Here is an 11,762-nt window from a genome sequence, read left to right on the forward strand (position 1 = left end):
AAGGGATTGCCTCTAGATTTGTTTTCAGTGGCAAAAGATAACCGCTATAGCTAACTTGGCAAGTCAGCCCCTCAGGCCAAGCTATACAAAAAAGACCGATCGAGCTAGACTCGTAAAAAGATCACTCCATCTAGAAGGCTTACCCTAGACTGGAAAGAACATCGGAAAAATCTCGTCAGAAATAGGAGTCAATCGAGTTTATGCCAGAGCTTGCTGTACCATTAGAGCTTGATTTCACCAGCGAAACCTATAAATCAGCCTATAGTCGCATTAATGCCATCGTTATTGAAGGCGAATACGAGGCCAATAGCAATTATATTCAATTAGCAGACATCCTCACCGATAAAAAAGAAGAGTTACACCGTCTAGCAAAAATGGAAAACCGTCACATGAAAGGTTTTCAAGCTTGCGGCCAAAATTTGAAAATCACTCCTGATATGGAGTATGCCAAAGAATTCTTTTCCTCTCTGCACAGTAACTTCCAAATTGCCTACGCAGAAGGTAAAATCGTTACCTGTTTATTGATCCAATCTTTGATTATCGAAGCTTTCGCGATCGCTGCCTATAATATTTACATTCCCGTTGCTGATCCTTTTGCCCGTAAAATTACTGAAGGCGTAGTTAAAGACGAATATTTACACCTCAATTTTGGCGAAGAATGGCTAAAAGCGAACTTTGAAACCGCTAAAGAGGAATTAGAAGCGGCAAATCGAGCTAATCTCCCCATTGTCTGGAGAATGCTCAATCAAGTCGAGGATGATGCTCGCGTCCTCGCTATGGAAAAAGAGGCCCTCGTGGAAGACTTTATGATTAGCTACGGCGAAGCTTTAAGCAATATCGGTTTCAGCACCCGTGATATCATGCGGATGTCTGCCTACGGATTAACTGCTGTCTAAAGCTTGAGCATCGAGATTTCTTTTTTCCCCTACTGCCGCTCAGCACAGAGCGGCGCTTTTGTGTATTATATTTAAGAGTCTTAACGATTTCTTAGCAATATCCTAATTTTTATCTAGTGCCATCTAGTCTAACGAAAGAACAATCAATGTTTGGTCTTATAGGTCATCTTACCAGTTTAGAACACGCCCAATCGGTCGCCGACGATCTAGGTTATCCTGAATATGCTAACCAAGGATTAGATTTTTGGTGCGCTGCCCCCCCGCAAATTGTCGATGATTTTCATGTCACCAGCATCACGGGGCAAACCATCACGGGTAAATACATCGAATCCTGTTTTTTACCAGAGATGTTGTCGAATCGTTGGGTAAAGTCTGCTATTCGTAAGGTGCTAAATGCCATGGCACTCGCTCAAAAAAGTGATATCAATATCACCGCACTCGGCGGTTTTTCTTCAATTATTTTCGAGGAGTTTAATCTCAAAGATAATCGACAGGTGCGCAATATCGAGCTAGATTTTGGCCGTTTTACCACCGGTAACACCCACACCGCTTACGTCATCTGCACTCAGGTGCAAACCCTCGCTGAAAAAATGGGCATCGATTTAGCTCAATCTACCGTCGTGGTTTGCGGGGCCACCGGAGATATCGGCAGCGCTGTTTGTCGTTGGTTAAATGAAAAAACCGATACAAAAGAACTAATCTATGTGGCACGCAATCAAGAGCGTTTACAATCTCTGCAAGAGGAGTTAGGTCGCGGTAAAATTCTCCCCCTAGAGGAGGCTTTACCCCTGGCTGATATCATTGTTTGGGTGGCTAGTATGCCTAAAGGGGTAGAAATTGATCTAGATAAACTCAAGCGCCCCTGCATTATTATTGATGGTGGTTATCCGAAAAATTTAGGCATGGTATTAAATGCCCCCGATATTTCGGTGATTAAGGGCGGCATTGTCGAGCATTCCCTCGATATTGACTGGAAAATTATGAAAATCGTTAATATGGATATTCCCTCTCGTCAAATGTTTGCCTGTTTTGCTGAGGCGATTTTATTGGAGTTGGAGGGTTGGCAAACTAATTTTTCCTGGGGACGCAATCAAATTTCTGTCTCTAAAATGGAACAAATCGGTGCAGCTTCCCGCAAACACGGGTTTCAACCTTTGTTATTTTAATTAATATCCCCACCCCCCCACCGACCAGGGAATTAGAAGTTTTAGGCGACAAATAATTAAGAGTGAGGGCTTGACTTTGGCGGCGGCTTGGGTTATGATTGTCTCACAATGGGATGTTTGTGTTTGCGGCGAAGTGCTTAGACTACCATTATGAATAAACTCTTTTAAAAGTATTATCCCAAAATCTGCCGACAAAAGCAAGCCAAACTTTGCCATCAATTGTTAAATTTTGTTAAGAAAAATAACAATAGTGACAAGGGATAGGACTCTCTTTGCTGATCAGAGGGCTTTTGGGGGAATTATAGAGATGTGGGCCTGATTTTTAGCTTTCTAGCAAAGACGACAAAACCACTAAACCCTATGAAAACTTGGTTAGAAGATCGCGGTATCTTACCCGCTTACGGTGGGGGGGTAATCATTGGCATTACCCTCTGTTTTTTCGGAGCTGCAACCAATACCATGGCGGGATGGTTGTATGCTATCTCTGGCACGACGATCGCTGTTTTAGTTTTATCGATAATTTTACCCCGTCGTTCCCTTCTTCCTCTGAAAGTGCGTCGTCTTGCCATTGTACCCGTGAGTGCGGGAGACGATCTTAGTATTAGCCTAGAGATAGAAAATACGAGCAATCAGCCGATAAATCTGTTAGAAGTGACAGATGTACTGCCAATTGTCCTTGATCGGCCAAAAATAACCCCAATAGAAGCGATTGCTCCCAAAAGTTGCCATCGTTGGACTTATTATTTACCCACCAGTAAACGAGGTATTTATCACTGGCAAGAAGTACAATTAAGAACAGCAGCCCCTCTCGGTTTATTTTGGTGTCGTCGTTGTCAGCAAGCAGCGGCTAAAGCTTTAGTTTATCCTCAAATTTTACCCTTGCAACAGTGTCCCCTGATCGATTCCCTCGGTCAAGAGATGGCACAAAAATTAGAAAATAATCGCTATTATCAAAGGGCTAGTCAAGGACTTACCCGTAACCTGAGACAATATCGCCGGGGTGATTCTACCCGTTTAATTCACTGGAAAACTAGCGCCCGTTTGGGAGAATTGCAAATTCGGGAATTAGAAGTGTTGACGGGAGGACAGGAAGTGGTTATCTGTCTCGATACCCTCTGTGATTGGCAAGAAGACAGTTTTGAACGAGCGATTATTGCCGCTGCTTCCCTCTATTTTTATGCCCATCGTCGGCAATTAAATGTGAAACTCTGGACCGGTGAAACGGGGTTAATTCAGGGAGAAAGGGTCATTTTAGAAACTTTAGCGGCTATAGATGCAAAAGCTAGCCAAAAAAAAGCTAATCTGCCTAATTTACCGCTAATTTGGTTGACAAGTAACCTCAATTCCATCGAACAACTCACCCCCGGCAGCCGTTGGTTATTTTTCCTGGCTGCCGATTCTGGGGAGAGTCCTTCACCCTTAATCCGACAGTTTAGCGGATTGGCGATCGAACCAGAAATTTCTCTACAACAACAATTACAAAAACCCCCTCGTTGAGAAAATTTCTGTTCACAGTCTAGATTGAGAGGAAATTCCCTAGAAAGAAATACCGGTATCCCCGAAAAAGATGTTATGATAAAAAAGACTCGGACTCATGCGATCGCAACGCCTTAACCTTGTCAGGACCGGAAGGTAGCAGCAATACGGGATGCTTGTGACTGGCGTGATCTCCGGGTCTTTTTGTTGCCTGTGACGGTCGCTGTCGTGAACGCTTTCAAAACTTTTCGATCGCTTACTGGCGAAACTCGTCGTCAACTACTGATCCTCTTCGTCACGGCGCTGTTTTTCTGGATAAGTATTACCACTCTCCTCCCCACTCTCCCCATCTATATTGATTCCCTAGGCGGTAGCAAACAAGATATAGGCTTTGTCATGGGGGCCTTTGCCATCGGTTTAATTTTATCGCGCAGCTGGTTAGGCAATCTAGTTGATCGCCGCAGTCGCAAATTGGTGGTTTTATTTGGAACTATTGTCGCCGCTACTGCACCCCTCGGTTATCTATTTTTTCGGGATCTTTCCTCTTTATTTGCCGTCCGCGCCTACCATGGTCTCAGCATCGCTGCTTTTACCACTGGTTACAGCACCCTAGTGGTGGATTTTTCCCCCGTTCGTCAACGGGGGGAGATAATTGGTTATATGAGTTTAACTGCACCCATAGGCATGGGAATCGGTCCGGCTTTAGGCAGTTATCTCTACGAATCGATCGGTTATGACGGTTTATTTCTAGTTTCCGCTACTTCAGGAGCGATCGCTTTTCTCTTGGGTTTCTCCATTCAAGAACCCGACTTCAAGAAAAAATTAGCGGAAATGAAGGCAGAAAATCCGACAATTGAGCGCAGTTTCTGGGCATTATGTCAAGAGCGGGCTTTTTTAGTCCCCACCTTAGTTTTTTTGCTGGTTGGTACTTTATTCGGCGGTTTAGTCGCTTTTTTACCCCTGTTTCTCCTCGAAAACCAGCTTCCGTTCAGTCCTGGTCTATTCTACAGTTGTGCGGCAGTATCGGGCGTAATCGGACGGATTTTGTCGGGAGGAGCCAGCGATCGCTATGGACGGGGTTTATTCATCACTATTAGCGTTTTTTGCTATGGTTTATCCATGTTGGTTCTATCTTCTGCTCGATCTCCTTCCGATTTAATTTTGGCCGCTATTCTCGAAGGTACGGGAGGGGGGATTTTATTCCCTATGTTACTGGCTTTAATCTCCGATCGCTCTGGACCCCAAGAACGCGGCCGGGCCTATTCTATCTGTATCGGCGGTTTTGATGTGGGAACAGCCTTAGCTGGTCCAATTCTGGGGGTTTTAGCAATTTCCTACGAAACTATGTTTAGTTTATCGTCGGGATTAGCTGTTATTGCTCTCTTTCTCTTTTTTACTCTTTCTAACCCTACCATACGCCATTCTTTTCTCTTCGCTTTCGGTTTAGAAAAAGATCGTTATGCTCTGCGCGGACGAGTACAATAGGGTTTACCGAAAAAGTTTTTCCTAGGGTAGGGTTATTTAATAGGTTTGAGGTTGAAAATTATCGGGAATATCTAATTCAAATACTTGGTCATGAATCCGAGCCACATAAAGCCCCTCTTGCAGAATTTTTTCTCGCAATTCCTGGGATAAATCAACGGCGGCTAATATGCCATAGAGTTTTTTATCTTTGTGTTCAGGAAAAAAGCGGCGAAACCGTTGCAAAATACTTTTTAATTGTGTAATAGACTCCTCTCTGGCATGACTTTTAACCTCGACGATATAAGCAGTATTTAGCTGACCATTGCTATAGGCAAGTACATCAATTTCTAGGTGTTGTCCTTCTTTACTGACTCGCACACTGGGACTAACAACTTCCATACCAAAGCGTTGTCTGAGAATCGTTTCCATTGAGGGAAGGGCAAGTCCTTCGGTAAAGCTGCCGAATTTGGCACCAAGTCCCCCAATTTGTTTGCCCAGTTCTTTGAGTTGTTTGTCAGTTTCCTTCTGTTGTTGGGCGTTTTCCTTGAGTTGTTTGTCAGTTTCTTTTTGAGCGGTAGTTAATTCGGCTAAGAGTCGCCATACATCTTCAGATGTGGTTGCCATAGATAAATTTTTCTTTTTGATTTGGTCTATTACTATTTTACTAAATTTTGCCTATTCATGAATAAGAGAGTGTTGCTGCCTTTGGGAAAGATAGAGCGATCACATCTGAATTTTTAATAGGTTTGAGGTTGAAAATTATCGGGAATATCTAATTCAAATACTTGGTCATGAATCCGAGCCACATAAAGCCCCTCTTGCAGAATTTTTTCGCGTAATTCCGGCGATAAATCAACCGCCGCTAATATGCCATAGAGTTTTTTATCTTTGTGTTCAGTAAAAAAGCGGCGAAACCGTTGCAAAATACTTTTTAATTGTGTAATATCTTCCTGTCTAACATGACTTTTAACCTCAACGATATAAGCAGTATTTAGCTCACCATTGCTATAGGCAAGAACATCAATTTCTAGGTGTTGTCCTTCTTTACTGACTCGGACACTGGGACTAACAATTTCCATACCAAAGCGTTGTCTGAGAATCGTTTCCATTGAGGGAAGGGCAAGTCCTTCGGTAAAGCTGCCGAATTTGGCACCGAGTCCCCCGATTTGTTTGCCCAGTTCTTTGAGTTGTTTGTCAGTTTCCTTCTGTTGTTGGGCGTTTTCCTTCTGTTGTTGACTAACTTCTTTTAATAGCAGTTCAGTCTCTTTCTGTTGTTGACTAACTTCCTTCAGTTGTTTGTCAGTTTCCTTGAGTTGTCGGTCAGTTTCTTTTTGAGCGGTAGTTAATTCGGCTAAGAGTCGCCATACATCTTCGGATGTGGTTGCCATAGATGATTTTTTCCTTCTGCTCTGGTCTATTGCTATTTTAGCCAATCGGGCCGATACTTCCTAATTTTTAACCTTCCATGCTCTCTTTTTTGTCAAGTACATCTTATAGGATTTTAGATGAGCTTATCGTGATAATCAATTATCGGCGGCAAGAATTGACTTTTTCTCTCCCTAATTTATTACAATTTTAGGCACTTCGTCCCTCTGATGCACAAAAAAGATCGCTTGTCAATAGCGATCGCCGATTAAATTTTTGGTTAAACTGATAGGCTCTTCCCTTGCTCAGAAGTGGCAAAATGCCGCTCGATTAGGGAGGGGACATCTTGGGGAGCTACCTGATTATAATGCTTTTTATCGGGCATAACCACCAGATTCGGGCCTTTTTTGCACTGTTTTAAACAGCCGGTTAATTTAATATTCACCGCTTCTCCCAGTCCTTTTTCCTCTAAACCACTCTCCAACCTTTGGCAAACTCTCGCACCGCCATTTTTCCAACAATCGGACTTCTGACAGATTAAGACGGTGGCTTTTTGCGCTTTTGCTGGGGCGACTTCTGGGGTTTTTTCGCCAGATAAATACTCAATCCCCAGTACCCTCAGTTTCAATTTTCCCTTTTTTGAACAAAGACTACTTTCTCCCGTCACTTTTAGCCATGAGTGGAGAGCAATATTAAGAGGTATGTGGTCTCGCAGTGTTTTTTTGGGCTTAAACCAATATTCTCGTTTATCAACACTAATTCTTAGGTACTTTACCTTATGTCCGTCTTTGAGGACAAAACCGAGGAATTGACCGACCACTTGAAAGGGAATCATGGTAGTTGCAGATTTTGACATAATTTCTCACTTTTTACTCTTAGATTACTAATTTTTCTCAAGGATTATGCTTGCCACAGGTTTCTAGTCAAGCGATTAAACAGCCTCGGGAAACCTTTACCTGTCCCAGGACAATCCACAGTTGTAAAAGTTGAGCCGGTCCATCGATGCGAACCTGCAAAGGCTTATGGAGCGAGCATTGACATTCAATGTCTAGGTCCCGGAGCCGGTGGTAAACCTGCCAGCGATCCCAAGCACTAAGATTGAAGATTTTCTCAGCTTCCGATGGCGATTTGTCTATACTCATGGGGCTTTTAATTGAGAATTATTAGCAATATAACTCTAGGCTGATCTTCTCAGTATAGCCGACAACTGCAAATAATTATCAATAACTTGAAGAAAAAAAAGTTACCCGGTAGCGGCGATCGGCTAAAATTTTGCTTGTCCGCTTTGCTGACAGGAATTGCTACGGCCTAGAATTGTCAAAGGGATAAAAATGGAGACAATAAGATTTATTGACGAAAATTATGGATAAAAAAGCTCAAAAAACCGATGATTCAGCGATTCTCTATTTTGATGGTGGTTCTCGCGGCAATCCGGGGAGAGCAGCTGGTGCAGCGGTAATAGTTTTAGCCGAGGGTAATTCCTTAACCACGACTAGACATATGGAGAGAGCCACTAATAACGAAGCTGAATACACGGGATTGATTATTGGATTGGAAAAAGCCCAAGAATTAGGCTTAAAAAGCCTAGAAATTCGGGGAGACAGTCAATTAGTCATCAATCAAGTTAAGGGAGACTGGAAGGTAAAAAGCGATAGTTTACGTCCCTTTTATCAGCGTGCTTGTCAATTAGTCGCCCGATTCGATCGCATTAGCTGGCGCTGGATTGAACGAGCTAAAAATAGTGTGGCTGATGCTGCTGCTAATCAGTGTATGGATGCGGCGAAAAAATCGCCAGAAAAACCCGAGGAAGGTGAAACTAATCTCGATATTCTACTCCAATCCCTGAAACCAATCCTAAATACTGAAGAATTCGTTTTCTCTTCCCTCACAGCAACAGCACTAGAACAGCTACAATTAACTCCTATCTGCCAATTTCAGGAAGAGGAAGGCATAACGGTGATTATTCCCCGTCAGCAAGCCGATCGCATGAGATTGCAGTACAAATATATTTACAGACAAATTACTCTTTCTGTGCATTCTAGTTTAGCGGCGGTGGGATTTTTAGCGGTAATTAGCGAGAAGCTGGCCGCAGCAGCAATTAGCGTCAATGTTATTTCAGGTTATTATCATGATCATTTATTTATCTCTAGAGATAGGGTGACAGAAGCGATGGCTATTCTTGAAGAAATTAGCCGCTCATAACAGTAATCAGTAATCAGTAATCAGTTATCAGTCATTAGGAGTCAGGAGTCAGGAGTCAGGAGTCAGGAGTCAGGAGTCAGGAGTCAGGAGTCAGGAGATTATTTTTATGGCTCTTCGGTAATTGTTATGCAATGGACGGGGGTTATAAGGGATGGAACCCTTATATAGAGAGGCATTTAGCGATTTTTGTCAATTGTTTTTTCTCTAGAGCGAACTAATCAATTAAGTCTCTTGCCAGATAAGGATTTAGTCGATTTATGCCCCCCTATCGAACCATACCAAGTAACGAAGAACCATTTTTATTTATTCTCCCCATCCCCCCACACCCCACTTCCCCACTTCCCCACTTCCCCACACCCCACTTCCCACATCCCACTTCCCTTTAAACAGGATTTATTATTATTTGCTCTCCTCCGAGGAATTTTTCACCGTTTCTTCTAGGAAAACTACCGGTTCTTTTTCCCGTTGCTGTGAGCGGATAATATCGATGGTACTTTTCAGCACACTAGCGATGGGAACTGCTATCAATAAACCGAGAATTCCTGCCACTTTGCCACCGATAAAAAGAGATAGAATAATCCAGACGGGGTTAAGTCCGATCATACCTCCCATTAATCGAGGGGAGATGACATTATCATTAATTTGACCGACAATAATAGTCAGGGTCAAAACTTTTAACCCTAACCAAAAATCTTGAAACATCAGTAGGGTACTAATGCCAATAATGGTAAAGGCACTGGCAAAAGGAATTAATGTAGTTAGACCGATCGCCACCCCGAATAATAGGGCATAATCGACCTTGAGAATCACAAAAACAAAAATTTGAGCAAGGCTGAGAATTCCTGCTAAAATGGTTTGGCCAGCAAAATAGGTTTCAAAAGTTTGACGAATAATCGTTTTTAATTTGAGATTCCAGGGAGCAGGAATCCAACTTAAAATTCCCTCCCAAATTTTTTCACCGTAGAGAACAAGAAAGACAGTTAGAACCAGAACAAATAGAATGTTTAAGATACTGTTGATAGTTCCCAGCACAAAGCTAAGTAATTGAGTGCTAAGAGTTTGTAAAACATTGGTTAGTCGTTCCGATAACTGGGTGATTGATTGCTCGATATAAATCGCATATTTCTGAGTTTTATCCCACTTTTCTAAATTTTGTATCTGTTCGGTTCCCGATTCGATCCACTGGGGCAAACTATTGATTAAACTGCTTAATTGTTCGACAATCTGGGGAATTAAAATTAAACCTAAAACAATCAAAATTAATAGGGCAATTAAAAAGACAACGGCGATCGAACCACTGCGATTAACCCCGCGTCTTTGCAGCAGTTTGATGGGAACATCTAAGACAAAAGCCAGTAAACTAGCAGTGACAAAAATGCTAACTAAGGGTTCTAGGTAGCTAAATAATTGAAATAATAACCAGCCATTGAGAAATAAGAGCGGAAAAACTAGACTTAGCCGCAACCAACGAGGTAGTTGCCTAAAAAGCTCTATCATATAACTAATGTTGTCGTGAGAGAGTATCGAGATAAAAAGAGACTTTTCTAACCAGAAATCCTCTTTCAATCTACCATCTCCGTGCCACTTTTCTGGCATCGGGAACCGTGAAACTCTTATCTTAACTCTATGGAGCTAAGCGGATTCGAACCGCTGACCCCCTCAATGCCATTGAGGTGCTCTACCAACTGAGCTATAACCCCGCGAAGACCATTTTTGAATATAGCTTAAATAGAATCATTTTGTCAAGGGGTGACGAAAAAAAAATTTGTCACTCCCAAGGCGATCGCTGATTGACAAGGGTAAAACAATCGCCTCCATTTAGACTGGATCGGGAATTTGGATTAAATAGGTTAAACAGTGACCCATGAGGAAATAAACCACTAACATAGCTGCTGCCGCTGCTGCCACTAAGGTTCCTGCCAGCATCAAGGAAAACTCTTGCTTGTCGAACGCTTGCTGCATCAGATGCAATGACCAAGCCACAAGACCGAGGTCAAAGATGAGAATCGGAACTAACATATTTTAAATTTTGTTAACTTTTCTCTATTCTAATACATAATTTTCCTGCGAGATGATCGGACTGAAGTGGAAAACAGAGATTTTTTGCTGGTTTCTCGATCGCCTTCTCGCCATTTTCCAGGTTTGTCAGTCGGGATTCGATCGCTTTCTGTCCGCTAACGATTAAATCTTCTAACCTTTTCAGATCATTCTCGGTAACTGCTGTCATAAGTGACAATCCTCTTATAGTTGAATTTTTCCCAGTCTCCTGTGAATACTCTATCAATATTTTCTCGGTCGAGCATTTCTACTCTAAAATGAAAGATATTGCAATCCCTGTTAGAGAATTTCTCAGAAACTTGAGGTATATTAAGTGTGACATAATCACAGTTTCGCATTTAACCTTCATAAGATGGAATATGAATATCATTGACGCTTTAAATCTCAAAAAACCCCAAGATTACCCCTCTAGAGAAGCTTATCAGCAAGACGTTCTCAAAGCGGTACAGGTCTTAATGCGTTTAGGTATTATGGATAGTCCCTCGGCCGATTTAACCGCTTCCCTAGACTCTATCCTTGAGAAATTACAAGAGGATGAACTGGCTATCTACGGTAGAAAACGCAGTAAACAAGAAATTATCGCCGATTTAAAGCAAGTTAATAGTGAAATTGTCGAACTCGATCGAGAAATAGCTGACTTAGAATGGCAAATTGCCCTCAAAAAAGCCGAAATATCTGTTAATGAACCAGTCAATACCATTATCCGTTTTCGTGATTGGAGGCGGGGAATTTTTGGACAGGGGTGGGAGGCAACGGAAACTTTGCTCGGCGATCGCCAATTAGCGGCTAGATCAACGGCACGAAATGAGCTTGAGCGTAGCAAATTTTATGATTTAGGGGTGGCGATCGTTGGTTACGCCATTGTTTTAACCGTTGAGCTTATTCCCGATTCTCCCACGAGCAGTCAAGCTAAAGTACGAATTACCACCGCTCAAGGGATCCCTTACTTACCTCCTCAACTGAAGTTAGCTATTCTTAATGAAGATGAAACCCCTGCTTTAACGGAATCGGTATCAAGAGAAAGGGATACTTGGATTCAGCGAGAGTTTAGCCTCAATGAGGGTGAAGTTTTTAAAGTTAAGATTGCTTTAGATGAGTTCAGTCTGATTGAAACTTTTGAGGCTTAAGATTCTCA

At 42.3% G+C, this 11,762-nt stretch carries 12 protein-coding genes, 1 tRNA gene, 1 other RNA gene and 1 pseudogene; 7 read left to right on the top strand and 8 right to left on the bottom strand.

Annotated features, from left to right (window positions below; genetic code table 11):
* Nucleotides 1–200: 200 nt before the first annotated feature.
* The 5 genes from ACE3JL_RS15285 (at nt 201) to ACE3JL_RS15305 (ending at nt 5,023) form a co-directional block, all read left to right on the top strand.
* Nucleotides 201–896 (top strand): aldehyde oxygenase (deformylating), encoded by a 696-nt coding sequence (locus ACE3JL_RS15285; RefSeq protein WP_159294016.1) that lies wholly within the window; start codon nt 201–203, stop codon nt 894–896.
* 146 nt (nt 897–1,042) lie between these two features.
* Entirely contained in the window at nt 1,043–2,062 is a 1,020-nt protein-coding gene (locus tag ACE3JL_RS15290) for a long-chain acyl-[acyl-carrier-protein] reductase (protein ID WP_159294015.1), read from the top strand.
* 360 nt (nt 2,063–2,422) lie between these two features.
* Nucleotides 2,423–3,559 (top strand): DUF58 domain-containing protein, encoded by a 1,137-nt coding sequence (locus ACE3JL_RS15295; RefSeq protein ID WP_271989077.1) that lies wholly within the window; start codon nt 2,423–2,425, stop codon nt 3,557–3,559.
* Between the two features lie 86 nt (nt 3,560–3,645).
* An RNA gene (ffs, locus tag ACE3JL_RS15300) (signal recognition particle sRNA small type) lies at nt 3,646–3,742 on the top strand.
* A gap of 9 nt (nt 3,743–3,751) precedes the next feature.
* Entirely contained in the window at nt 3,752–5,023 is a 1,272-nt protein-coding gene (locus ACE3JL_RS15305) for an MFS transporter (RefSeq protein ID WP_271989076.1), read from the top strand.
* A 36-nt stretch (nt 5,024–5,059) separates the two neighbouring features.
* Here ACE3JL_RS15305 and ACE3JL_RS15310 read toward each other — a convergent pair whose 3' ends face one another.
* The 4 genes from ACE3JL_RS15310 to ACE3JL_RS15325 all read right to left on the bottom strand — a co-directional run bounded on the left by ACE3JL_RS15310 (nt 5,060) and on the right by ACE3JL_RS15325 (nt 7,509).
* Nucleotides 5,060–5,626: a DUF3782 domain-containing protein gene (locus tag ACE3JL_RS15310; RefSeq protein ID WP_271989075.1), complete on the bottom strand. Its 567-nt coding sequence runs from the start codon at nt 5,624–5,626 to the stop codon at nt 5,060–5,062.
* Between the two features lie 113 nt (nt 5,627–5,739).
* Entirely contained in the window at nt 5,740–6,390 is a 651-nt protein-coding gene (locus ACE3JL_RS15315; RefSeq protein WP_271989074.1) for a DUF3782 domain-containing protein, read from the bottom strand.
* Between the two features lie 257 nt (nt 6,391–6,647).
* Entirely contained in the window at nt 6,648–7,223 is a 576-nt protein-coding gene (locus ACE3JL_RS15320) for a (2Fe-2S) ferredoxin domain-containing protein (protein ID WP_375327854.1), read from the bottom strand.
* A gap of 67 nt (nt 7,224–7,290) precedes the next feature.
* A complete protein-coding gene (locus ACE3JL_RS15325; protein ID WP_375327855.1) occupies nt 7,291–7,509 on the bottom strand; it encodes an Asr1405/Asl0597 family protein in 219 nt (72 codons plus the stop codon).
* Nucleotides 7,510–7,729: 220 nt separating this feature from the next.
* Here ACE3JL_RS15325 and ACE3JL_RS15330 point away from each other — a divergent pair, with 220 nt between their 5' ends.
* The gene (locus ACE3JL_RS15330; protein ID WP_375327856.1) at nt 7,730–8,569 is read left to right on the top strand and encodes an ACT domain-containing protein; all 840 of its coding nucleotides are present in this window, start codon (nt 7,730–7,732) and stop codon (nt 8,567–8,569) included.
* Between the two features lie 399 nt (nt 8,570–8,968).
* On the opposite strand, the gene ACE3JL_RS15335 is transcribed toward ACE3JL_RS15330, so the two are convergent.
* The 4 genes and pseudogenes from ACE3JL_RS15335 to ACE3JL_RS15350 form a co-directional block, all read right to left on the bottom strand.
* The gene (locus ACE3JL_RS15335) at nt 8,969–10,066 is read right to left on the bottom strand and encodes an AI-2E family transporter (RefSeq protein ID WP_271991600.1); all 1,098 of its coding nucleotides are present in this window, start codon (nt 10,064–10,066) and stop codon (nt 8,969–8,971) included.
* Nucleotides 10,067–10,196: 130 nt separating this feature from the next.
* Nucleotides 10,197–10,269: transfer RNA gene (locus tag ACE3JL_RS15340), tRNA-Ala, on the bottom strand.
* A gap of 118 nt (nt 10,270–10,387) precedes the next feature.
* The gene (locus ACE3JL_RS15345; RefSeq protein ID WP_150975082.1) at nt 10,388–10,588 is read right to left on the bottom strand and encodes a hypothetical protein; all 201 of its coding nucleotides are present in this window, start codon (nt 10,586–10,588) and stop codon (nt 10,388–10,390) included.
* Nucleotides 10,589–10,682: 94 nt separating this feature from the next.
* Nucleotides 10,683–10,796, bottom strand: a pseudogene (locus ACE3JL_RS15350) (DUF4164 domain-containing protein); the annotation flags it as partial.
* A gap of 190 nt (nt 10,797–10,986) precedes the next feature.
* On the opposite strand from ACE3JL_RS15350, the gene ACE3JL_RS15355 reads away from it, so the two are divergent.
* Nucleotides 10,987–11,754 (top strand): DUF1822 family protein, encoded by a 768-nt coding sequence (locus ACE3JL_RS15355; protein ID WP_375327857.1) that lies wholly within the window; start codon nt 10,987–10,989, stop codon nt 11,752–11,754.
* Nucleotides 11,755–11,762 lie beyond the last annotated feature (8 nt).

The organism is Microcystis sp. BLCC-F210, from assembly GCF_042134685.1.
GTDB classification, from domain to species: Bacteria; Cyanobacteriota; Cyanobacteriia; order Cyanobacteriales; family Microcystaceae; genus Microcystis; species Microcystis aeruginosa_D.

Bases quoted from the DNA above. Each gene is read 5' to 3' on its own strand.
- ACE3JL_RS15285 (WP_159294016.1), top strand. From the start codon at position 201: ATGCCAGAGCTTGCTGTACCATTAGAGCTTGATTTCACCAGCGAAACC.
- ACE3JL_RS15290 (WP_159294015.1), top strand. From the start codon at position 1,043: ATGTTTGGTCTTATAGGTCATCTTACCAGTTTAGAACACGCCCAATCG.
- ACE3JL_RS15295 (WP_271989077.1), top strand. From the start codon at position 2,423: ATGAAAACTTGGTTAGAAGATCGCGGTATCTTACCCGCTTACGGTGGG.
- ACE3JL_RS15310 (WP_271989075.1), bottom strand. From the start codon at position 5,626: ATGGCAACCACATCTGAAGATGTATGGCGACTCTTAGCCGAATTAACT.
- ACE3JL_RS15315 (WP_271989074.1), bottom strand. From the start codon at position 6,390: ATGGCAACCACATCCGAAGATGTATGGCGACTCTTAGCCGAATTAACT.
- ACE3JL_RS15320 (WP_375327854.1), bottom strand. From the start codon at position 7,223: ATGTCAAAATCTGCAACTACCATGATTCCCTTTCAAGTGGTCGGTCAA.
- ACE3JL_RS15325 (WP_375327855.1), bottom strand. From the start codon at position 7,509: ATGAGTATAGACAAATCGCCATCGGAAGCTGAGAAAATCTTCAATCTT.
- ACE3JL_RS15330 (WP_375327856.1), top strand. From the start codon at position 7,730: ATGGATAAAAAAGCTCAAAAAACCGATGATTCAGCGATTCTCTATTTT.
- ACE3JL_RS15335 (WP_271991600.1), bottom strand. From the start codon at position 10,066: ATGATAGAGCTTTTTAGGCAACTACCTCGTTGGTTGCGGCTAAGTCTA.
- ACE3JL_RS15345 (WP_150975082.1), bottom strand. From the start codon at position 10,588: ATGTTAGTTCCGATTCTCATCTTTGACCTCGGTCTTGTGGCTTGGTCA.
- ACE3JL_RS15355 (WP_375327857.1), top strand. From the start codon at position 10,987: ATGAATATCATTGACGCTTTAAATCTCAAAAAACCCCAAGATTACCCC.